24 protein-coding genes and 1 tRNA gene are annotated in these 21546 nt (G+C 57.6%); 13 read left to right on the top strand and 12 right to left on the bottom strand.

What is annotated here, in order from left to right; genetic code table 11:
• The first annotated feature begins 924 nt into the window (after window positions 1–924).
• The 3 genes from HF327_RS18475 to HF327_RS18485 all read left to right on the top strand — a co-directional run bounded on the left by HF327_RS18475 (window position 925) and on the right by HF327_RS18485 (window position 1921).
• Window positions 925–1104, top strand: a complete 180-nt coding sequence (locus tag HF327_RS18475) for a hypothetical protein (RefSeq protein WP_198461863.1) — start codon at window positions 925–927, stop codon at window positions 1102–1104.
• A gap of 68 nt (window positions 1105–1172) precedes the next feature.
• Window positions 1173–1367: a hypothetical protein gene (locus HF327_RS18480; RefSeq protein WP_198461788.1), complete on the top strand. Its 195-nt coding sequence runs from the start codon at window positions 1173–1175 to the stop codon at window positions 1365–1367.
• Between the two features lie 293 nt (window positions 1368–1660).
• Window positions 1661–1921 (top strand): hypothetical protein, encoded by a 261-nt coding sequence (locus tag HF327_RS18485; protein WP_198461789.1) that lies wholly within the window; start codon window positions 1661–1663, stop codon window positions 1919–1921.
• 210 nt (window positions 1922–2131) lie between these two features.
• Here HF327_RS18485 and HF327_RS18490 read toward each other — a convergent pair whose 3' ends face one another.
• Entirely contained in the window at window positions 2132–2365 is a 234-nt protein-coding gene (locus tag HF327_RS18490) for a hypothetical protein (protein WP_198461790.1), read from the bottom strand.
• Window positions 2366–2567: 202 nt separating this feature from the next.
• Between HF327_RS18490 and HF327_RS18495 the strand changes: the two genes are divergently transcribed.
• Window positions 2568–4064 (top strand): tetratricopeptide repeat protein, encoded by a 1497-nt coding sequence (locus HF327_RS18495; RefSeq protein WP_198461791.1) that lies wholly within the window; start codon window positions 2568–2570, stop codon window positions 4062–4064.
• A gap of 321 nt (window positions 4065–4385) precedes the next feature.
• Window positions 4386–5096 carry a BRO-N domain-containing protein gene (locus HF327_RS18500; protein ID WP_198461792.1) on the top strand — a complete coding sequence of 237 codons (711 nt, stop codon included), beginning with the start codon at window positions 4386–4388 and terminating at the stop codon, window positions 5094–5096.
• 218 nt (window positions 5097–5314) lie between these two features.
• Here the strand turns inward: HF327_RS18500 and HF327_RS18505 are convergent, their stop codons facing one another.
• From HF327_RS18505 to HF327_RS18515, 3 genes are all read right to left on the bottom strand, one after another.
• Window positions 5315–5566, bottom strand: a complete 252-nt coding sequence (locus tag HF327_RS18505; RefSeq protein ID WP_099736750.1) for an RNA recognition motif domain-containing protein — start codon at window positions 5564–5566, stop codon at window positions 5315–5317.
• 61 nt (window positions 5567–5627) lie between these two features.
• Window positions 5628–5888: a translation initiation factor IF-1 gene (gene infA, locus HF327_RS18510; RefSeq protein WP_099736749.1), complete on the bottom strand. Its 261-nt coding sequence runs from the start codon at window positions 5886–5888 to the stop codon at window positions 5628–5630.
• 31 nt (window positions 5889–5919) lie between these two features.
• Window positions 5920–6138, bottom strand: a complete 219-nt coding sequence (locus HF327_RS18515; RefSeq protein WP_198461793.1) for a hypothetical protein — start codon at window positions 6136–6138, stop codon at window positions 5920–5922.
• A 674-nt stretch (window positions 6139–6812) separates the two neighbouring features.
• On the opposite strand from HF327_RS18515, the gene HF327_RS18520 reads away from it, so the two are divergent.
• From HF327_RS18520 to HF327_RS18530, 3 genes are all read left to right on the top strand, one after another.
• A complete protein-coding gene (locus HF327_RS18520) occupies window positions 6813–7142 on the top strand; it encodes a hypothetical protein (protein ID WP_198461794.1) in 330 nt (109 codons plus the stop codon).
• 273 nt (window positions 7143–7415) lie between these two features.
• Window positions 7416–7670 (top strand): helix-turn-helix transcriptional regulator, encoded by a 255-nt coding sequence (locus HF327_RS18525; RefSeq protein WP_198461795.1) that lies wholly within the window; start codon window positions 7416–7418, stop codon window positions 7668–7670.
• Window positions 7671–7955: 285 nt separating this feature from the next.
• Window positions 7956–8258 (top strand): hypothetical protein, encoded by a 303-nt coding sequence (locus tag HF327_RS18530; RefSeq protein ID WP_099736744.1) that lies wholly within the window; start codon window positions 7956–7958, stop codon window positions 8256–8258.
• 96 nt (window positions 8259–8354) lie between these two features.
• On the opposite strand, the gene HF327_RS18535 is transcribed toward HF327_RS18530, so the two are convergent.
• Both HF327_RS18535 and HF327_RS18540 read right to left on the bottom strand, forming a co-directional pair.
• A complete protein-coding gene (locus HF327_RS18535) occupies window positions 8355–8618 on the bottom strand; it encodes a hypothetical protein (RefSeq protein WP_198461796.1) in 264 nt (87 codons plus the stop codon).
• A 244-nt stretch (window positions 8619–8862) separates the two neighbouring features.
• Window positions 8863–8936 (bottom strand) — tRNA-Gly (locus HF327_RS18540).
• Window positions 8937–9536: 600 nt separating this feature from the next.
• Here HF327_RS18540 and HF327_RS18545 point away from each other — a divergent pair.
• Together HF327_RS18545 and cyoE are read left to right on the top strand one after the other, a co-directional pair.
• Entirely contained in the window at window positions 9537–10721 is a 1185-nt protein-coding gene (locus tag HF327_RS18545; protein WP_198461797.1) for a COX15/CtaA family protein, read from the top strand.
• Window positions 10722–10739: 18 nt separating this feature from the next.
• Complete coding sequence (gene cyoE, locus HF327_RS18550; protein WP_198461798.1) at window positions 10740–11645, top strand: heme o synthase; 906 nt, start codon at window positions 10740–10742, stop codon at window positions 11643–11645.
• Window positions 11646–11842: 197 nt separating this feature from the next.
• On the opposite strand, the gene HF327_RS18555 is transcribed toward cyoE, so the two are convergent.
• The 5 genes from HF327_RS18555 to HF327_RS18575 all read right to left on the bottom strand — a co-directional run bounded on the left by HF327_RS18555 (window position 11843) and on the right by HF327_RS18575 (window position 17432).
• Window positions 11843–12820 (bottom strand): c-type cytochrome, encoded by a 978-nt coding sequence (locus HF327_RS18555; RefSeq protein WP_198461799.1) that lies wholly within the window; start codon window positions 12818–12820, stop codon window positions 11843–11845.
• 16 nt (window positions 12821–12836) lie between these two features.
• The gene (locus HF327_RS18560) at window positions 12837–13562 is read right to left on the bottom strand and encodes a c-type cytochrome (protein WP_099737937.1); all 726 of its coding nucleotides are present in this window, start codon (window positions 13560–13562) and stop codon (window positions 12837–12839) included.
• 244 nt (window positions 13563–13806) lie between these two features.
• Complete coding sequence (locus tag HF327_RS18565) at window positions 13807–14802, bottom strand: IS5 family transposase (RefSeq protein WP_198461800.1); 996 nt, start codon at window positions 14800–14802, stop codon at window positions 13807–13809.
• 114 nt (window positions 14803–14916) lie between these two features.
• On the bottom strand, window positions 14917–16761 hold the full coding sequence (locus HF327_RS18570; protein ID WP_198461801.1) for an ATP-binding protein: 1845 nt from the start codon (window positions 16759–16761) through the stop codon (window positions 14917–14919).
• A complete protein-coding gene (locus tag HF327_RS18575; RefSeq protein ID WP_198461846.1) occupies window positions 16761–17432 on the bottom strand; it encodes a response regulator in 672 nt (223 codons plus the stop codon). The genes HF327_RS18570 and HF327_RS18575 overlap by 1 nt, the downstream gene beginning before the upstream one ends.
• 182 nt (window positions 17433–17614) lie before the next feature.
• Here HF327_RS18575 and HF327_RS18580 point away from each other — a divergent pair, with 182 nt between their 5' ends.
• The 3 genes from HF327_RS18580 to HF327_RS18590 all read left to right on the top strand — a co-directional run bounded on the left by HF327_RS18580 (window position 17615) and on the right by HF327_RS18590 (window position 20404).
• Entirely contained in the window at window positions 17615–19060 is a 1446-nt protein-coding gene (locus HF327_RS18580) for a prolipoprotein diacylglyceryl transferase family protein (RefSeq protein ID WP_198461802.1), read from the top strand.
• A gap of 31 nt (window positions 19061–19091) precedes the next feature.
• Window positions 19092–19976 carry a thiol:disulfide interchange protein DsbG gene (gene dsbG / locus HF327_RS18585; RefSeq protein WP_328701911.1) on the top strand — a complete coding sequence of 295 codons (885 nt, stop codon included), beginning with the start codon at window positions 19092–19094 and terminating at the stop codon, window positions 19974–19976.
• A gap of 77 nt (window positions 19977–20053) precedes the next feature.
• Complete coding sequence (locus HF327_RS18590; RefSeq protein WP_198461803.1) at window positions 20054–20404, top strand: DsrE family protein; 351 nt, start codon at window positions 20054–20056, stop codon at window positions 20402–20404.
• Window positions 20405–20479: 75 nt separating this feature from the next.
• Here HF327_RS18590 and HF327_RS18595 read toward each other — a convergent pair whose 3' ends face one another.
• Window positions 20480–21529: a patatin-like phospholipase family protein gene (locus HF327_RS18595; RefSeq protein WP_198461804.1), complete on the bottom strand. Its 1050-nt coding sequence runs from the start codon at window positions 21527–21529 to the stop codon at window positions 20480–20482.
• Window positions 21530–21546 lie beyond the last annotated feature (17 nt).

Genomic DNA, 21546 nt, shown 5'->3' on the forward strand with positions numbered 1-21546 from the left:
GCAGCCGCACAGGCATTAGCGCCCAACGTTAAGAAGAACCGCAGGCCGGTGAAAGCCGGCCGCTATCCAGTTGGAGTTCAGCCCACCTCACGGTAGGCTTTTTTTTGCACGGAGATCTCCCCATGTAGCCCCCCGGCCCCGCAGGCCTTAAGCGCGACCTCTCCCCGCAGGGTCAAGCGGGGCCATCCGATGTGATCGTTCTCGGCACAGGGTATTGCTCAAAATCCCATCCCGAAATACGCTTTACCCATACCGCAGTGCACATGCTGTGAGCTGCGGTTGGAGCGATCACACCCGATGGTGACGACGCCCATCACTTTTCAGCCGAGCCTGGGATGTCCTCTCCCTCCCTCTGATTCCCCCAGGCAGCCGCAAGGCAACGGCCTTTACCCCCAAGCCCACCCGCTAACGCCGGTGGGCTTTTTCTTTGCCCGCAGACACACAGTGCAACCACGCAACACATGGCGCAGCCGTCTGTTGACGCCCTGTACAGGCAAAATTTAAACTACTGTACAAATGCACAGCACTGATTAAAATAACAGTAGAATTTACAGCAACAGGTCGCTACAGATCTGTGCCCACACCCGCAGGGCTGAAGCGGGGCCATCAAGAAAGAGTGCAAGCCGGGTGTGGACCGTGGCAATCCAATGCCGCCACCGACAGACCGAAAGCCGGGCCCTGCACTCTTCCTTGATGGCGCTGCCACCCAGCAGCACCTGTTTTTCCCGCCAGAGCGCGAAGCGCATTCACTCCGCCCCTTCGTTGGTTTCGCCTGCCCACAAAAGCACTGGCCTTTTTTATTCACCCCGCCCATCCAGCGGGCCCGCCTCTCGCCTCAAGGAGATTTCATGCTGTACAGCACTGTTCCTCAGCCCGTTGATGAAGACCTCGTGCAGCGCCTGCGCGAGAAGGGAGGCCTGTGAAATGGCCACACATCCCCACCGTCCTGCTCACGCTGCTCCTGACTGCCCTGCTCTTGCTCGCCCCGGCACTGGAGCAAAGCTACTGATCGCCGCGCAATGGGGCCTCACCCTGCTCGGCCTCTTCTGCCTCATCGGCGTGGCCGTCGTCATCGCCACCACCCCCGAAGCCTGGCCGCTCTGAACGGTCAACCTCATCAAGTTTGATAGCTACTTGCGCTTGGCTGATAAGCGCCAGACCGGAGAAACATCATGGCAAAAATCACCGAATCCCTGATCCTCATTGCCGCAATCGCTTTGGGTGCCCTCTGGCTGGCCACTCCCAGCGCTCAGGCCGACGAGCCCAAAACACTCACCAAATCCGTGCGCGACGAATTTGCCTGCCCCGGCATGCACGCCGAATGGCTGGACGCCCACACCGTCCAATGCCTGCGCGAAAAGCCCTGAGCTGCCGCCGCAACCTCAAGTCAACCGCCAGCCCACCCGTGAACAGCCCATGCCCCCTATCGACACCGTGCTGCAAGAACTGCAGCACCGCGACCGCCAGCGCAGCCGCCTGCTACGCGCTATTGAAAACAAAGCAGCTAGCGAGAGCCAAACAAGCCTATCGGTAGCAAACTACTTTCAAACGCAGATAGAGCCAGCGCAACGCGCTCACCAATTCAGAAGCAAGCACCACCCAAACAAAAGCCCGCAAGGTTCCAGACCTGGCGGGCTTTTTTCATAACAAAGGAGTATTCATGACCGACACCCAAAACCGCGATGAACTGGTGCGACTGGCTGGCGAGCAAGCCCTGCTCTCCAGAGAACTGCGCAACCTGAACGCAGATCAGCAGCGTGACCTGCTAGCCCTGCGCAACCTACCCACCGATATGGTTCTAAAAACCGACTGGCACGCCAAAGGGACAACGTTGCTGGACAGGCTTCGCGATCGACAACAGCAAATGGCCATCGGCCACCAGCGGCTGGCAGAGCTAGCCAAACTCACAGGCATCACTTGAGGCCGCCATCCACGCCAACCTCTCCCTCCCCCCACACAAAAAAGCCCGCAAGGTTTACACCCTGCGGGCTTTATTCATGAAAGCTCAGACCTATGTTGATCAAAGCACTGCTGCCACTGATCGCTGTTTTTAAATTCAAGTGCGACGGGCACCACGGACAGCACTTTGGACAAGAAGTTGCGCAGGTCTACAAGGCTTGCAAGAAAGAAATCAATCTTCCTCAAAGCTCGGCAAAGGTTGCTGAGAAAGCTGATTGATCAGTTGCAGGCGAAAGTTCGTCAACCGCTGCGCATACGCTGTGACATCCCCAGTCGGCGAAGACACAGGGCCAATGAGCTGTTCAGGCTTGGTCGAAAGCACGATCTCAATATAGCGATCAGCCAGTTCGGCAGCTGCTAATTGGTTTGGTTCAAATTGCATGGTCATGGGTAGTTGCATGGTCATGGGTAGCCCTCTCGGGTTGAAGTTGCGGAACTTCAAGCGTAGCCCGAGGGGGCTCCCCACCCTTGAGCCAGATCAAAGGCGACTCACCCCGTTCTGCGGAGCACCGTAGCCTGGGTCAAAACTCAAAACCACCCGCGCATTGAGAACTGAAAGATTGCAGCAATAGGTCGCACTTACAATTGTTTCAAACCACTGAGACAACATGGCTGTCCGCCCAATCCACATGATCGCGCGAAAAATCCTTTTATTCGTTGGCCTTTGCCTTGCACTCGTCGCATCGGCATCTGAACTCAGCCAGCCAGTAACGCAGACCGATGTCCAGCAGCTGCAGCAGCAAATTCAGGTATTTGACAAAGAGCTCGCAGTCCTCAAAGAAGTCACCTCAAACCGACTAGACGCTCAAGACAAGCGAGTTGGAGATATTGGACTATGGACAGGACAACAAGCCAACTATATGGCAACCATTTCCAATCACTCTACACTAGTTGGAATCGGAATAACAGTTATTACTATTGCAGTTGGTTTCCTCGCTTTTATAAGTACTAGAAATCGTGCAATCACAGAAGCTAAAGCAGCTTCCGCTAGCTGGTTTTCAGAAAAAAGTATTGAGCTAAATAAAGAAATTGATATTCTTAGAAAAAAGGCACTCAGTGCTCAAAAAGAGGTGGACGATCACGTCATAGAAACTAAGCTAGGCATAAACAAGATTGCAGCCGACACCACCAAGAACCTTAGCGAATTAGTCATCAAAGCGGCCGAAAATATTATTAATCAGCCAAATTCATCTCAATCCTCTCAAGAAGACTTAGATACGGTTAAATTAGCAAATCAAAACTTAGAAGAAAAACCTGAAATTGAATTCACTGCAGAAGAACATTTCGTTCGCGCTACTGCAGATTACTCAGCCAAACGCTTTGAGTCTGCACTTATAAGTATTGAAAAGGCCATTCGAAAATCCTGGGAAGAGTCAATATCAGCAGAAATGCACTCAAAATACATCAATGCTCGAGCGGTAATACTTAGTGCACTTAACCGCCACGAAGAGGCACTGATGCTTCTTGACCATCTAGAACAATGCTTCAGCCATGATACGACACCTCTTCTTGATGTACAATTTTCGAAAATAATAGTAAACAAAGGCTTAATACTAAATATTTCTGAACGCTATGAAGACGCAATCGAAGTTTTCAACAAAATAATTTCACTCTTTAGTCAAAGTGACCTTCTCCTGCATCGTCAGCATTTCTCAAAAGCATTGATCGGGAAAATAAGATCATTAAAATGCTTGAATAAATTAGAAGTTGAAGATGAAATTAAATTTTATAATGAAATTGAAAATAGAAACAAAAATGAAACTGACGTTACTCTTCAAGAACATTTAGCTATAGCGTTAGTCTCAAAAGGAATTATATTTGGCAGTTTAGAAAAACATGATGATGAGATAGCTGAATATAACAAGGTTATCAAAAAATTTGATAATGAAAAATCTGCAACGCTACGTCAACAGTTTGCATATGCAGTATTCAACAAAGGCGTTGTTTTAAAAGACTTGAAACGCACTGACGAAGCTATTGATTCATTTCAGACATTTTTGCAAAAATATGCAAAAGACAACCAGCATGAGATCCGTGAGTTAGTCGACAGTGCTCAAGAATACTTGAATGAACTTCAAGGAACAAACGACGAAATATCATTCTGAGTACCTCCACGCAGCCCGCATACGCGGGCTTTTTTGCGTCTGGGCTAGGCTTCCGCTACACTCCATACCGTCACGCCAGTAAAGCGTGATCGGGTTTGGAAGCCCGAAGCAATGTTTGCGGTGACACAAAGCCGCATCCTGTACCGCAGTCGTGCGGCTTTGTCGTCTGTGGCCCCAGTTTTATGGTGGCTCGGAGGGGGAGCCGCGAGGCTCGCCGGTTTTGCGCAAGCGTTGCCCGGTCTTCCAACCCCTTCGAGTCACCGCCACTTGTTTGGAAGCAAGGGCGGTGGTTGTAGCAATCCGCAACGCTTGGAGGCCTCAATGGCTGACATCACCCCCTTCAATTTCGGCACCCACGCCGTCCGCGTCATCACTCGCGACAACCAGCATTGGTTCGTTGCCACCGATGTTTGCGAAGCACTCGGCTATCGCAACACCAGCAAAGCGATCAGCGACCACATCGACGAAGACGAGCGGTATAACGAACCGTTAGAGCGCGGCGGAAGCATGCTGTTTGTCAGCGAATCCGGCCTTTACGCCCTCGTCCTGCGCAGCCGTAAACCTGAGGCGCGCAAGTTTGCCAAATGGGTGACCAGCGAGGTGCTGCCAAGCATTCGCCAGACCGGCGGCTACACAAAGCAGCCCGATACCCGCCGCATGGAGCATGCCCGCCAGCTGGCTCACGCAGCCACGCTGCAGGTTTATCAGGCCGTGTTTGATGCCGCGATGCAGGGCGACGAGCCCGCTCACTTCACCCGCCTGCTGCTGTCTTTCACCCAAGGCCCGGGCGATGCGCTGGCCCCTTATGTAAAGCCCATGGAGGCCGGTGCCATGCTGATGACGCTGCCCCAGCTGACCCAGGCCATTCGCACCGACCTGATGCTGAGCGATGCCACGCTGGCCAGACTGGCGGCGGCCTGCACCCAGCGCATGGCCGAGCGCGCCGAGTTTGAAGCCCGCAAGCGCGAGAGCTGCGTGCCAGCTGCGCCGCAAGGCCAGCCAGCCCAGCAGGGCCGTCTGCAGCTGCGGTAACGCGGCACAGCTTTATCAATTTCATAGCTGCTAGCGCTTGATACATAAGCGCTAGCGCCCTATTTCATTCAAAACCCCGCCCGCCCGGCCACGCCGCGCGGGCTTTTTGGTGTCTGTGATGCTTTCCTCAAAAAGCGGTCAGCAGCATGAAGCGATCCCCAAAAAGAAAAAGCCCACGCTTTTGGCGTGGGCCATTCCTTCTTACAGATCGAAGAAGATTATTTGCGTGGACGGGCCAAGGCCACTCCCAGAGCACGGCCGCCGAGCGGCTGGTCATGCAGCGTTTCGATAGCCTTTTGTGCCTGCTCCGGATTGCTCATTTCCACGAAGCCGAAGCCGCGCGAGCGTCCAGTTTCACGGTCCATGATGATGTCAGCAGCGACGACATCGCCGCAGCTGCCGAAATGTGTGCGCAGGGCATCACCGTCAACGTTGTAGCTGAGGTTGGTCACATAAAGATTGGATTGCATAGTGTTCTTTCAAAGGTTGCTCAGGCATTTCAGCGATGAGCGGGTAATTAGTTGAGCGGGCTTAGCGGCGGCGCTTGAAGGCCGGTGCCGCGCCAGTGCGAGGAGCAAGATGACGGAAAGTCACTCGCCCTTTGTTGAGGTCGTAGGGAGACATTTCTACGGTCACTTTGTCGCCAGCCAGCACGCGGATGCGGTGCTTGCGCATCTTTCCGCCGCTGTAAGCAATGAGCTGATGGCCGTTTTCCAGAGTTATGCGAAAGCGCGAATCTGGCAGGACTTCATCAACGCGACCGGGCATCTCGATTAGTTCTTCTTTAGCCAAAGTGTCTCCTGTGAGTAAAAGCGATAGGCACTCAGTTCAAGCTTTGGTTCATCACCATGTTCCGACCTTCAGTGAGGGCGTAGTTGGATGCGAGCGACTCGTTAGAAAACTGAGGGATGAATCGAATGACGCGGTCATAGGCGCCACGTCGAATGGAAACGGCAGCCAGGAACTGGCCGCTGGAAATGGGTTGTGTCAGAGGTGTGACCACATAGCGGCCGATCTGCTCTGTAATATTTTTTTGCAGCATGAATACGGACAGCCGCACGCTGAGGCGTGTTAGCCGTCAAATGAAAGAGAGAGATGAAGTGCCCACGCCAGAAATTGGGTGGGACTGCGCAGACCCATAAAAATGTTCAGGGTCTGGGAGAGTTCGCAGGAGGGGGAGTGACGACCGCGTGCTTTGCGTGAAAGAGCGGTTACCGGCGGCCAAGGGGCGGCATAGGTGTCAGACAGGCGCTGTCGGGGCGAACAACCTGAACAGCGAGTTGGATCAGTATAGGTGAACGGAAAGACCTTTGGTTTTCAGTCTTAGACCATCGCCGAAAGATGCCGCCCTGAGGCGAGACACCCCTCGCATCCTGAAAAAGAAATCGATAGACCCGTCTGCAGCAACCATGTACCGTGGGACAACTGTCTGTCAATTTACTGAGATCCTTGCCAATGAGCAAAATAAAAAAATCGACTGTCCACCATTCCGTGGAAGCCAAGCGTTGGGAGCTCAGCCGGGAGAAAGAACGCATCACCTATCCTCCCGAGCATGCCGGCCCTATCCAGATGGACTGGCGCAAACGTGAGAATTACTCAGCCAGTGACCTGAACTATCGCGGACGAAATAAGACTCCGTAGAAATAGACACCCACTCAACCTCAGCCCGCCCGGCCTAAGCCGCGCGGGTTTTTTTATGCCCAATCAGGAACCAACATGCGACACACAGGAACGCTTTACCTCAGCAAAACCGCGCCGCAAGCCAGCACGGCACGATGCGGCGCTTTTCAGTTGCAGATGCTGCTTTATGACCGGCTGGGCACCCACCACATCGAGCCATGGCGCGTGACGTGGACAGGCCGCAGCGCCCAGCGCTTTTGGCTGGAGCGCGCAGCAACGCTCAAGCCCGGCGCGGCCGTGGTGGTGGATCTGGAGCGAGCGCAGATCCACACCCTGCATTGCCGCCCACCCCGCAGCGAGTTGCTGGCGACGGTAGTGAGCTGCGCCCTGGTCCCAGCCCGTAGCCGGGAAGTGAGCAATATTTAGCTACACCTTGGGAGGCAGCCCTACCCTTTTTCAAAGCGCCTGCGCTTTGCTCTGGCTGGCGCATTACAACCTGGCCATGCCGCTGCCGACCAGGTCGTCCAAGCATGCGGGCACACAGAGCCATCACCCCGCCAGCTTGGACGGATACGCCTCTTTAGGTTTATCCACCGGATCAGTCAATCCCTAAAGCGCTGCGAAAAACGTTCGCAAGCACACTGCCATTACACCCAAGCCCGCAACTACCATGAGCGGGCTTTTCTACTGGAGAGCACTATGAAATTGATAGACCGCAAGGCGCTTTGCGCTAAAGTGCCGTTGTCTGATCGCTGGATTCTGAAACTGGAATCCATTGGCCGGTTTCCCAAACGCATCGTGCTGTCGCCACGTCGCGTGGCATGGGACGAAGCCGAGATCGACGCCTGGATCGAATCCCGCCGCCAGGCGAATGAGAAGGCCGCTGCGCCACTCGCCAATGCATCTATTCGCATGGCATCTGGGATGGTATCTACAGCCATCGCCGAGCTGTAAGCCGCGCCGCATAAGGCTTTCAAGGGCTTGTTAATCATCGAGTGGGAAAGCTGAAAACTTCAACCTCTTACTCCTTTTTCCAAGCAAGCCCCTTATATCACAGGATTTTTATACGTACTCGGTTTTCATGACACCGCCAACTATTAGCGTGTCAGCACAAGCGCCTACATTTTTTTCAGATTCTTGCTTGATACAAATCTGCGCAGACTGCAAAAAAATGTCAAAAGTCAAGTTTGATTTCACTTCGCGTCATCTCTCTGTAAAGACACTCTCAGGAGGGCACACATGAAAAAGCCCAGCATCAAGAGCACGAATCGAGCTTATGTGCGCCTGCATACCTATGTAACGAAACGGCAGGACTGGGAGGAATTCGTCAAAACCTACCGCGTCGTTCTCGACTCCAACGGCAGCGAAGAACTCAGCAACTGCTTTGTAAAGGTCTATACCAAGATGGGCGAGTTGGCGGCGCTCGGGCCCAACATCCCAAACCAGATCACTTTCTCCTTGCGCAAGGAGCCACCGATGTCGATCTGGACTGAGTTTTTCAACGACGGAAAATTCAACTGGCGAAATGTGTCTTGCCGCTGAAAGAAGCAAGAAGTCAGTCGTGTGCCGTTTTTTCAGGCGTTGGCCGCTCATAAGCAGAGCCAATCAACTGGTGACACCATTCTGCGCCAATGAAAATCACAGCGCAGCGAGCTCGCGCGCCCTGCACAGATTGCATTCAGTGACGGCCATGACCACCGCTGCCTGGACGGTGCCCGCCACCATGTGGCCTGTTGCCACTTTGGCTGGGACGATGGCTGCCATGCATGCCGTGACCAGAATGAGGTCTGTGTGCTGGCGGGCGATGCGTGTGATGCGTGTGATGCGGACGATGCACATGCCCAGGCCCGTACGACGGGCCGTAGTAATACGAACCGCCATAGGGCTGATAGATGTGGACATCACTATAGCCATAGCTATACCCGGAGCCTGCCGCATAGCAGCCCGACAAAAGCAACACAAGCGCAAAGATTCCAAGCAACTTTTTCATACGTGAAGTTTAATTGAATCAACAACTTGCGTGCATTCAAGATACACGCTAGTGCTCAGCGCAGCGTTGCCGGGCATTTAATATGGAGGGCGTCGTCAATTCAGTAATTTTCTGAAAAAACAAGGCCTCCTAATGCCTTGTTTTTATTTAGAAATCTGGAGCGGGCGATGGGAATCGAACCCTTATATGCAGCTTGGGAAGCTGCCGTTCTGCCATTGAACTACACCCGCATTTTGACCGGTTGCTCGGGGCCTGCAATGTGCATCTGACTTAGCCTGCAATAAGAACCCACGTTATTTGCTTGGGAAGCAAGAGTCCTACCACTGAACGACGCCCGCATTGCTGGGCAAGGCTACGCAAGGTAGTTGCCGCTGAATGCAATCACGGTAGCAAGCCGTGAAGCAGTAACCAATCGTATAACAAGCCTGAAACGCTGGCGTCGCAAATCAGCTGTATTGCCTATTTCTACCCCCGTGATTTCCCTTGAACACGGCCTGCGCTGCTTGCGTTCCACGGCTTTATTAGGGGCACTGAAAGAGATGCTGCATTGCCACAAATCACACAGGTAAAATTGTGCGGGATCAAAGAGCCTGCATTCAGCGACTGTTTCAGTCATCTCGCAACGGACAACGCCGTTGCTCGCCAGACTCGACACCAAGTCATGCAGGTTTTATCCCATGCAGCGCTTGGCCTGGATCTTCAATACTTTCTGAAAACACCAACATAGCTTTAGCCCGCGCCTTCTCCACCATGCTGATCTGCTTTTGCAATTTCGACTTGCCTGCTGGCCGCCTCAGAGAGGCCAGTGTGCCGATGCACAAGGACCGCGCGTGACTGAACAGCAGTTGTATGACCTGGCTCCGGCGCTGGAGCTGATGGCGTTTGGCCTGGCTCTGGCACTCGGCCCGCTGTGCTGGGTGTGGTGGCGTAATCGCGCCACGGGGCCTAGCAAGCGACTGCAAGCGCTTTGTGTGCTGACGCTGTTTCTGACTTTTGATCTGGTGCTGTTTGGCGCCTTCACGCGTTTGACGGATTCCGGTCTGGGCTGCCCCGACTGGCCCGGCTGCTATGGCAGCTCAAGCCCTCTTGCGGCGCACGCACAGATTTCCGAGGCCCAGGCAGCCATGCCTACTGGCCCTGTCACCCACGGCAAAGCCTGGGTGGAGATGATTCACCGCTATCTAGCGACCACCGTGGGTGTGCTCATCATTGCGATGACCGTGATGTCGTGGAAGCAGGCCCGAGCCGCTCGTCGAGCAGGCCAACCCGAAGCCGCACAGGGCGCGTTGAACCCTTGGTGGCCCACAGTGACGCTGGTCTGGGTCTGCATACAAGGCGCTTTTGGCGCACTGACAGTGACGATGAAACTGTTTCCGGCCATTGTCACGCTGCACCTGCTGGGTGGAACCGGCCTGCTCGCATTACTGGCCATTCCGGCTTCAGCCTTGAGCATGAAGCAAGCGGGCCAAACACCGGCCTTCATTGCCAAGGGCTTACGTGCCGCGCTGTGGCTGTGTCTGGCATTGCTGGTAATTCAGGTCAGTCTGGGCGGCTGGGTCAGCACCAATTACGCCGTGCTTGCCTGCACCACCTTCCCGAGCTGCCAAGGCAGCTGGTGGCCTGCCATGAACTTTGGTGAGGCGCTGCAGATCTGGCGCCCACTGGGGCTGCTCAAAGATGGCAGCAACATTAGCTTTGAAGCGCTGACCGCCATTCACTACATCCACCGCCTTGCGGCTTATGCGGTGGTGGCAGCCCTTGCGGGCCTGTGGTGGACACTGCGCCGCGCACCGGCACTGACCAAGCAGCGCCGCCTGCTGGGCTTTTTTGTAGTGCTACAAGTTTTGACGGGTCTGTCCAACGTGGTCTTGGACTGGCCCTTGGTTGCGGCCGTGCTTCACACTGGTGGAGCCGCGGCCCTGGTAACGATTGTGGTCTGGAGTCTGGCCGTGACGCGCAGCAATGCCGTCACCACCAACCGACCTGAAATGACGCGCCGCCCTGCTGAGGCATAGCGCACAAAGAGTGATTGCATGAGTCAAAGTGAAGCCTTGTTGGACAACACCTCGCGAGTCAGCCAGTTCTATGCGCTGACCAAGCCGCGCGTGGTGCAACTGATTGTTTTTTGCGCGCTGATTGGCATGGTGCTGGCCGTGCCCGGCTGGCCAACGACTGGCCAGTGGATACATATGGGCGTGGCCTGCGCTGGCATCTGGCTGGTGGCCGCTGCTGCTGCCGCCTTCAACTGCCTGGTAGAGCGCCATATCGATGCCAAGATGAAGCGCACCGCGTGGCGCCCCACGGCGCGTGGAGAGTTGTCCAGCCAGCAGGCACTGGCCTTCTCGGCCATTCTTTGCCTGCTTGGCGCGACGATTCTCTGGGTCTGGACCAATTCACTGACCATGTGGCTGACGCTGGCCACCTTTGTGGGCTACGCCGTGATCTACACCGTGGTGCTCAAGCCTGCAACGCCCCAAAACATTGTGATTGGCGGTGCATCGGGTGCCATGCCTCCCGTGCTGGGCTGGGCCGCGATGACGGGCAATGTGGGACCCGAGGCGCTGATTCTGTTCCTCATCATCTTCCTGTGGACCCCGCCGCACTTCTGGGCACTGGCCCTGTACCGCGTGGAAGACTACCGCCAGTCCGGCCTGCCCATGCTGCCCGTGACCCACGGCAGCGAATACACGCGCCTGCAGATTCTGCTCTACACCGTGGTGCTGTTTGCCGCGGGCCTGCTGCCTTTTATGTACGGCATGAGCAGCTGGCTGTACCTGTTTGCCGCCGTGGTTCTGGGCGCTGGTTTTATTGGCTACGCCGTGGCTCTGTACCGCAACTATTCGGATGCGCTGTCGCGCCGCACCTTCCGCTTCTCGCTGATTCACCTGAGCCTGCTGTTTCTGGCTCTGCTCGTCGATCATTACCTGTTCATGGCTTGATTTTTTGAGCCATCTACCTGAAAAACCCGGTTCGCCGGGCTTTTTTACGTCTAACGAATTCAATCACTATCAAAAGATGAGCTACTTGCGCTTTATGGTAATGCGGTAGAAGCCTGAAAGTCATGAAACAAAAAAGGCCAGCTCTTATGCAGAGCTGGCCTTGGGTTCATGTCCAGCAAACCCGATCAAGTGCCTGATTACAGACCCTTGAGCAGCTTGCCGTTCACTTCCTTGCCGTACATGGAGAACTTGCCGTGGTGCTGTTCAGCCGTGGCCTGCAAGTTGCCATTGAAGCGGGGGTCTTGACCACGTTCCTGGCTGTTGATGAAGGTTGCCACGTCCCATGCTTCCTGATCGCTCAGCGTCGCATTGCCGTAGGGCATGTTGTTCTTGATGAAGTTGGCAGCCTTGTCGATGTCGTGCATGCCAGCACCCCAGTTGTAGGAGTCCTTGCCCCACAGCGGCGGGAACACGGCGACATCACCGACAAACTGGCCTTTTCCGTCCGCACTGTGGCACAGCGCGCACTTGGCTTCATAGACCTTGGCACCGGCTTCGTACGTGGGCTTTTCCTGGGGTTCGCCTGCCTTTTTGAAGCCTGCACCGGGCAGCTTTTCGCCGGTGGGGGCCTTTTGCGCCATCCAGTAGGCGTAAGACTCCAGCGCCACCAGCACGTCATGCCCATCATCAGGCGCCTTGCCGTTCATGGAGTACATGAAGCAGCCGCGCACGCGTTCGGCAAAGGTGTCCACGTGGTCGGTCTTCTTGCGATAGGCCGGGTACATGGGGTATGCGCCCCACATGGGAGCGGCTCCCTTCAGGCGACCGGCATCCAGGTGACAGTTGGTGCAGCTCAGCGGGTTGCCCGAGAAGCCCACGGCATTGGTGGGCGTGCGTGTGAAGATGGCTTCGCCACGGCGAATCCACTCGCCCATGGGGCCTTCAGGCATGTCTGTTTCGCCGGGAGGCGTGAATGCTCCGGGCTTGGCCACCACGGCCACGGCCTTGGCATCTGCCGCAGTGGCGGCGACCTTGGCAGGCTCTTCAGCCTTTTGGGGGCTGCTTACGCTCATGCCATACCAGAGCGCACCGCCCAAGCCAGCAAACATGCACGCCACCACGGCGTATTCAGCAAGATTGGAGCTTTTGGAAGCCGTTTTTTGTTGTTCCGACATAGTCAACTCCCGAGGCTTAAGGTTTGGCGGGTGCTGCAGGCGCAGCAGCGGCTGGGTTATGCAGACGCTGGTAGTACGCAGCGACAGCCTTGACGTCATCCGCCGAGAGCTTCTTGGCCACAGCGCCCATCAGGCCCAGAGGGCCGGCTTCGCGCTGGCCCTTGTTCCAGGCATCGATCTGGCTCTGCATATAGTCGGCAGACAGGTGACCAATGGCCGGGAAATCCTTGCCCACACCCACACCACCGGGGCCATGGCACTGCGCGCAGGCAGGAATGCCGTCCGCCCAGCGGCCGCGCTCGACCAGCCATGCGCCGCTATCGTCATTCTTGCCGGGCAAAGCACCGCGCACCGCCTTGATGGGCAGTGGCAGGGTGGCGTAATAAGCCGCCACGTCAGCGCGCTCTTGTTCGCTCAAGGCCTTGGCCATGGAAGCCATGACAGCCGATTGACGGGCACCTGCTGCCAGCTGGTTCAGCTGGCGCTCCAGATAGCCGGGGTGCTGACCTGCCAGCGCGGGAAAGCCGGCCTGACCTTCACCCTTGGCACCGTGGCAGGTGGCACAGGCGGCAGCGCCGCCCGCAGAGCCGGACTGGGCAATCTTGGCACCAGCCGTGGCATTGCCGTTCAATGCGGCCTTGGCGGCAGCAGGTTCTTGCGCCCAGGCGCTAGTCGCCATCAGCATGGAAATGCCGACAGCCACCCACGACCGGGGCAGAGTCTTAGTGTTCAAGCGATTCATCTTGGGAATGGAGTTGTACGCCGCGCCCACCAGACCCACATCAGGCTGGTGCAAGCGCCGACGTCTGGCCGATGATGACAAGGACGTAGAAGCCCATGACAGCAAGCGCATCCCTCGAAGATACTTATATAAGATTAAGGAAACTCTGCAAAACTCGATTTCAAGCGTGATAGTGCTTGAACGAGTGTGATGTTTGCTTGCCTCTGACACTCAAGATGCCCGCGTTTCGCGGGCATCTTGCTTTTTACGCACCCACAACAGGCTTGGGTTGGCTGTTCACTAGCAAACGGCCACGGGCCATCCACAAGTTCGCCAAGGCAAACAGGGTATGCAATTGCTGTGTGTTCTTTCTCAAGCCTCGGTAGCGAACTTTGACGTGGCCAAACTGACGCTTGATGACTCTGAATGGGTGTTCGACCTTGGCCCGGATTTTGGACTTCACCTGCTCAAGCTGCTCTTGCATGGCCGATACCGGGTGCTGAAGGTCTAGAGCCTTGCGCTGGCTGCGCTTCATGGCGATATGCCATTGGAATTTTCGCTCAGGTTCTGGCGTCGGCATGTCGGGGCGTTTGTCTGCACCTTGGTAGCCTGCATCACCATAGCCATCAATCTCTTTTCCATGCAGCAGGCTGTTGGCTTCAACGACATCACTGACGTTGGCCGATGTGCCTCGCACTGTGTGCACCAGACCAGAATCAGCATCCACGCCAATATGGGCCTTCATGCCGAAGTACCACTGATTGCCCTTCTTGGCCTGGTGCATTTCAGGATCACGAGATTTGGTGCTGTTTTTGGTTGAACTGGGCGCTGCAATCAGCGTCGCATCCACAATGGTTCCCGTGCGAAGCAGCAGCTTTTTACGCTCCAGCAAGTCCGTGACCGTCTTCAGAATTTGCTCGGCCAGTTTGTGTCTTTCCAATAGATGACGAAACCGCAGGATAGTGCTCTCATCAGGCGTGGCACTGCCCCATGACAGGCTAGCGAATTCCCGAAACAAGGGCATGTCATGCAGTGCTTCTTCCATCGCTGGATCGCCGAGGTTGAACCACTGCTGCATGAAGTGAATGCGTAGCAGCATCTCAACAGGAAACGGAGGCCGTCCTTTGCGACCTTCCGGGGCGTAAGGAGCAATCAATGCCACAAGATCCTTCCACGGCACGACCTGCTGCATCTGCTCCAGGAATTCGCGTTTGCGTGTTTTTTTGGTGGAAAGGTTCAGGCCAAGATCAAATTGCTGCATAGGCCGGGATGCTGCCGCACCCGGCACGCATGTGCAAGCACATGCGTTGGGGACTTATGCAGAGGTTCCTTAAGAGCCAATTAATGCCTGGAACAATCGGCTACAAATCCGGGCTCAGAGAGTATCCATACCCTTATCAGCCCCTGCGCTGCAAGCCATGACCGGCAAGTAAAGACGCACCACCAGCCCTGTAGGAGGCGCTGCAGAAGCCCAATCGCTCGCATCGCCCTGCTCAAGCCACTGTGCCAGTGGCAGCAGCTCCAGTACGCCACCGCTGCTCTGGGCAATCCGCTGAACAATGGCCAACCCCAGCCCGCTGCCATGCGCTTGGTGCTGCTTGCGCCAGAAGCGCTGCGTGGCGACGGCGCAATCCTCGTGGTTCAAACCCGGCCCTTGATCAAGCACGGTGAATTCCACATATCCCGCAATGCGCTCAGGCCTTGGCAAAGTTCCATCCGCTAAGCCACCAGCATCTACCGGCAGTTGCTTGAAAGAACGCTTGAGATGCTTGAGATAGCGCATACCCAGCGACACGGGGAAATCCGACGGATCCTGCCCCGCCACCTGCCCATAGCGCAAGGCATTTTCGATCAGATTGCGCAGTGCAGAAATCAGCAGGGGCTGTGGCACAACCACCCGCAAATCCTCCAGCCGAGCATCGCCCTGCGCCTGCCCTGGCAGCCAGCGCAGACGTTGCTGACCCGAGGGAATCGCCGTAGCGGCCAGCCCCCAGGCTTTTTCCAATGCATCCCAGGCGCAGGCGGGCTCAGAGCCGCAGACCATGGGGCGTGTGCCATCGCCTTCATCGCCCTCGTCACCAGCCGGTTGCCCATCAAGTCGCGCCAGCAGCAGCAACTGCTCCAGCGTGTGCTGCAAATGCACCACGCCTTCACCGGCCTGCTCCAGCGCATCGTGGGTCATCTGCCATTGCATGGTCTGCGCGGCAGGCACAGCCGCCGCATCAGAAGTCGAAACCATTTTCTGTGCGCCCACGCTGGCCACGGCCATCTGTGCGACTTGCACATGGGTCTTCACCGCCGTCAGCGGCGTGCGCAGTTCATGGGCCGCATCATCCGTCCAGCGGCGCTCCCGCTCCAGCGCGCTGTGCACACGCTGCAGCAAATGATTAATGGTCTGCACCAGCGGCGCCAGTTCTTTGACCTGGCGGCCCTGCGCCACCGGAGAGTCATCGCTAGGCGGGCGCTGGCTGAGTTCTTGGCGCAGCGACTCCAGTGGCCGCAGACCCCGGGTCACCCCCCACCACATCAGCACCATGCTGGCCAGCAGCGCCAGCAAAAAGGGCAGGATGATGGTGTAGGCAAAGCCGTAGATCAGCCCCTCGCGCACATCAATGCGGTCAGCCGTGGCAATGCGCACGCCGTGATCTTCCAGCACATAGGTGCGCCATGGGCGCCCTCCTTTGATGACGGTGGAAAAGCCCAACGGCAGCGGAGCCTGAAAGCTGGGAGCACCGGCCGTTCGGGCCAGAACCTGCGAATCATCGGGCTCAGCCGCTTCCGGCATGTGCACGGGCGGCACCTTATCTCCGGCCCTGTCTCCCGCCTGAGCCCCCACATGACTGCGCGGCACCTCCAGCGGAGACGCCGGGATCAACGTCGCAGGTCTTTCAGTACCTGCTTCCGCAGCAAATGCTTCAGAATTGCTAGCTTCTGATGCAGGTGCTGTATGCACTTCACTGCGAATCATGCTAACTTCACAGGCCACGCCATCACGCGCGACCACGTTAAGCATGGGCCCCCAGTCTTCAGGACTGGCGTTTTGCGGCTTGAACTGATGGACGATGCCCGCCACCATGCGGGCCGATGCAATCAGCCGGTCATCCAGCACCGAGCGCAACTCATGGCGCATGCCGGTAAACATCCAGGTGGCGACACCGCCCCAGAGCGTACACAGCGCCAGACACAGCCATACCAGCAGTCGAACCCGCAAACTACGCATCAGTTGCCGCCTTGAATGCGCCCCAGGCGAAAGCCCACACCGCGCACCGTCTCCACAATATCTGTACCCAGCTTGCGCCGCAGATGGTGCACATGCACATTCACGGCATTGCTCTCCACATCAAGGCTGTAACCATAGAGGCTGTCCCGCAGCTGTTCCAGATTGAGCACGCGGCCCGGCGACTGCAGCAGCGCCCGTAGCAAAGCCCATTCTCGGCGCGACAAATCAACCGCCTGCCCGTCACGCAAAGCCTGGCCGGCGGCCAGATCCACCTTGACATCGCCCAGCACAATCCAGTCCACAGACCGGCCTGCCGCACGACGCAACAGCGCATGCAGGCGTGCAGCCAGTTCATGAAGATCAAAGGGTTTGACCAAATAATCGTCTGCGCCCGTTTGCAGGCCTTCAATGCGCTGCCCCACCGCGTCGCGTGCGGTCAGGACCAGCACCGGCAGCTCAACGCCCTGACTGCGCCAGCGCGCCAGCAGGTGCAGGCCGTCCTCATCAGGCAGACCCAGGTCCAGCACGCACACATCAAAGTGCGATGATTTGATGGCCGCATCCGCCTGACTGGCGCAGCCCACCACATCGACACCAAAGCCCTGTAACTGCAGGCCAGCCTTGACCCCGCTGGCGACCAAAGCGTTATCTTCTACTAACAGCACATGCATCGTCGTCACCACGAAACTCTGGCTAGCAGCACCTCTTGAGGTGAGTAAGCGCAAGTTACGTGCCTATTCGTCAAAAGTGATCAGCATCGCAGATTTAGGTTTTCCCAGCGTTAACCGCGACTTAATCCCTTGCGCCCAAGATTGACGGCTGACTCACTCCGCCTTCGAATGTTCACCCGCCCATGCGCCCACGTCTTTTTGCCTCCACCGCCCTGCTCTCAGCTCTGTTGTTGAGCGGGGCCGGTGCGTGGGCTCAGCCTTTGGGCCTTCCCAGCCTCAACAGCCAGGCAGACAGCACGCAGGGTGATGTTTTGAGTGCGGAGCAGGCGTTCATCCTTTTGCCACCTGCGCTCAGCGCTATCAAAACCGAAGATAAGCCAGAAGAAAAGCAGCTCACCCTCCACTGGCAGATTGCGCCCGGCTACTACCTCTACCGCGATCAGATTCGCATCAGCGATGCCCAGGGCCAGAGCCTGAAGGCCGAAATTCCGCAAGGCAAAACACTGACAGATGCCTTTTTTGGCACGGTACAGGTGTTTCACCAGCAGCTCGCAGTGCAGGTCGCCCTGCCCACCCGAGCAGAGCAATGGCCGCTGCAACTGCAATGGCAGGGCTGCGCGGAGATTGGCGTGTGCTACCCGGCGCAGCAGGCCAGCGTGACTACGCAGCAACTGCGCTTGAACTTGGATACAGAGCCCGAAAACGCGGCACCAGCCAGCGCCCCGCCTCAATCCGCCGCACATTGGCTGGCTCTGCCCCCTAGCGTGCTGCTAGGCCCAATCGCCCTGCCCACCATGGCGCTGATTGTTTTTATCGCCCTGTTTGCCAGTCAGTGGTGGGCCAGACGCCTGCAACTGCGCAGCGGCCAGCCGGTGGAATCAGCCCTGCTACAGGCCACGATTGCCGGATTGCTGGGCGCACGCCTGACCTATGTGGCGCAGTGGTGGCCCGAGTACGGGAGTGAAAGCACGGCCGATCACCTGAGCGGCCTGCTGCGCATGTTCGATATCCGCGATGGCGGCTGGAATCTCTGGGCCGGCGTGCTTGCCGCCCTATTCTGGACGCTGTGGCGCAGCCGCCAACAAGCCGCTTTGCGCCGCGGCAGCTTGCAGGCGCTGGCGGTGGGCACTCTGATCTTGATAGCTGGTTACGCAATGCGCACCTGGCCTGCCACTCAAAACATGCCCTTACCGCGCACGCCTTTTGTGAATGCTGCCGCGCAGACGGTGGACCTGAGTAGTTACAAAGGCCAGCCGCTGGTCATCAACCTCTGGGCCAGCTGGTGCCCGCCCTGCAAGCGCGAGATGCCGGTGATGGCGCAGGCCCAGAAAGAACACCCCGGCGTGCGCTTTGTCTGGATCAATCAGGGCGAAGACGCTGCCAAAGTCATGCGCTACTTGCAGACCATGCCCTTGCCAGCATCCCAGGTGCTGCTGGACCCGCAGCAGCTCGCCAGCCAGCACTGGCAGCAGCGCGGCCTGCCATCGACCTATTTTTATGATGCAAGCGGGCAGCTCCAAGGCATGCGCATGGGCGAGCTATCTCGCGCCAGCCTTGCCGAGCATCTACGGGGCATAGCGCCAGCGAGCACTAAGACCCGCGACTCAGGCCCGCGAATACAGCCCTGATAAGCCATAACTAAAAACGGAGATTTTGATCGTGCCCCGCCAGTTGCCCCGCTTCCCGTCCAAGCTTCGCCAGTCATCGCCCCTGCTGCTCTCTATCGCCGCAGCCGCAGCGGCCACGGTGGTCGCTGTGGCCTTTGCGCACGACTCCGTCGCCTCGACGAAAACGAGCGACAAACCAGAGATCACCAGCACCTCGGGTGAGCTGCCTTCGGCGCACTTTCTGGCCGAGCAAGGCCTGACCATTGCCGGCCCCATGCCATCGGCCGGTGGCCTCAAGGCATGGGCCGCCTACCGCGACCAGCAGCCCATCCCCATCTACCGCCTGCCCGACGGCAAGCACTGGGTGATTGGCACTGTCATTGATGCGCAGGGCAAAGACGTCAACGCCAAGACGTTGCAGAGCGCCGTGCAAAAGCCCATGGGCCAGCAGCTGTGGAGCGACCTGGAAGGCACGCACTGGATTGGCGACGGTAAGCCCGATGCACCACAGATTGCCTATGTCTTCACCGATCCCAACTGCCCCTATTGCAACCAGCTGTGGCGCGATGCGCGGCCTCTGGTGCAAGCGGGCCAGTTGCAGCTGCGCCATATTCTGGTGGGCATATTGCGCCCCAGCAGCCAGGGCAAGGCCGCCGCCATTCTGGCAGCGAAAGCCCCCGAGCAAGCGCTGGCCAGCCATGCTCTGGCCTATGCCGACGCCAGCGGCAAAACCCCCGACACACTGGGGATCGCGCCCCTGCAGCGCATTCCCCTGTCTGCCCGTGATGCGCTGGCCAACAATGTCTCGCTCATGAACAGCATGGGCCTGCGCGCCACACCTGCAACCATCTGGAAAAACGCACAGGGTCTGGTACAGACGCGCACCGGCATGCCCCCAGGGCTGCTGAACAGTGTGATGGGCACAGCCGCACCCTAAGAGCCAAAATAGCCTGTAGCCCATATTCAAAAAGAGCTAGAAGCTATCATCCCAGTAGCAAACTCTGACTGCATACCATGAGCCAACCTGACTGGAATTCCCTGCTTCCTGCCCTGCACCCCGACACCCGCGTGGTGCTGCATGCCCCCACGCCGCAAGCGCTGGCGCGTGCTCGCGGCAACTTCAAGAATTTGACGACAGCCCACCCTGCGCTGCAGGTCTGGATCGTGGTCAACGCCCAGGCCGTGCAAGCCGTGCTCGACCAGCCCGATGACATGGGCCCCGCCCTGGCGCATGTGCTGCTGTGCCCCAACACACTGAAAAACAACGGCATCACTGCACCCCAGAACATTCAGGTACTGCCCATGGGTGCCGTGGAAGCCATTGCCCGCATGCAGCAAGCGGGCTGGACCTATATCCACAGCTAACGCCTCTACTTTGAAGCCAGGGCTGAGCGGGTCGCAAGGCATCAACCCTGAACTGCCCATGCCTTATCTGCTTCTCTACAGCCCCCAGCCCTTGAGCGCAGGCAGCACCAGTTGCGTCGCCGCATAGCCTTCGTCGATGGACTCGCGCCCACGGTGAAAATCCATCAGCCCGACATGCGAGAGGCGCGGCGCAATCAGCACTTCGGCCGGGTCGCCCGCCATACGGCTGCGCGTAATGCGCATCTGCATGATGTTGACGCTGGCCATCACCACATTGAGCAGCGAGGGAATGCTCGGTGAATCGTCTTCCTCCTCACCGCCTTCGTCCTTGCGCCCCATGCGCATGACTGACGACGACATGGTCTTCACGCTGGTCATACTCCGCTTCCACTTGCCCGACCAGCCCACGGGGGAGGCATGGGCAGCCAGTGCCTCGGGAATTTGTCCAAGCGGCAGCGGCGGCTCATCGTCTTCGTCAAGCGGCATCTGAGACGCCCTGACCTCACGGGCATGAATCTTTAGATCGGTCTCGCTCATGTCCACGGGCTTCATGTGCTTGCGCATGATGTCTGCATTCAGGTCAACAGCAATCACAATGTCGGCCCCCATGGCCCGCGCCAGCGACACAGGCACAGGGTTGACCAGCCCGCCATCGACCAGCAAACGCCCGTCGTGTGTGGAGGGCGTAAACAAGCCGGGCAGCGCGATGGAGGCGCGCACTGCCTCGGCAATCGAGCCCTTGCGCAACCAGACCTCGGCACCCGTCTGCAGGTCGGTGGCTACGCAGCCAAACGGAGCGCCCAGCTCTTCCATGGTTTCCTGCACAAAGTTCTCGCGCCAGAAATCGATGATCTTCTCGCCCTTGAGCAGACCACCGCCCAGGTTGAAGTCCATGAAGCCGAACACCTTGCGCTTGCCAAGACCCAGGACCCAGCTCTCAAACGCATCCATCTCGCCCGCTGCATAGGTTGCGCCGACCAGCGAGCCTATGGATGTGCCGCAAATGATGTCGGGGCTGATTCCTGCCTCGCGCAGCGCATGTAGCACTCCAAAATGCGCCCAGCCACGGGCCGAGCCACTGCCCAATGCCAGACCCACAACCGGTTTGCGTCGCAATTTGTTCATGCTTGCTTTCTACCGCA

Origin of the sequence: Comamonas suwonensis, from assembly GCF_012844455.2 — a bacterium.
Taxonomy (GTDB): Bacteria; Pseudomonadota; Gammaproteobacteria; order Burkholderiales; family Burkholderiaceae_C; genus Comamonas; species Comamonas suwonensis.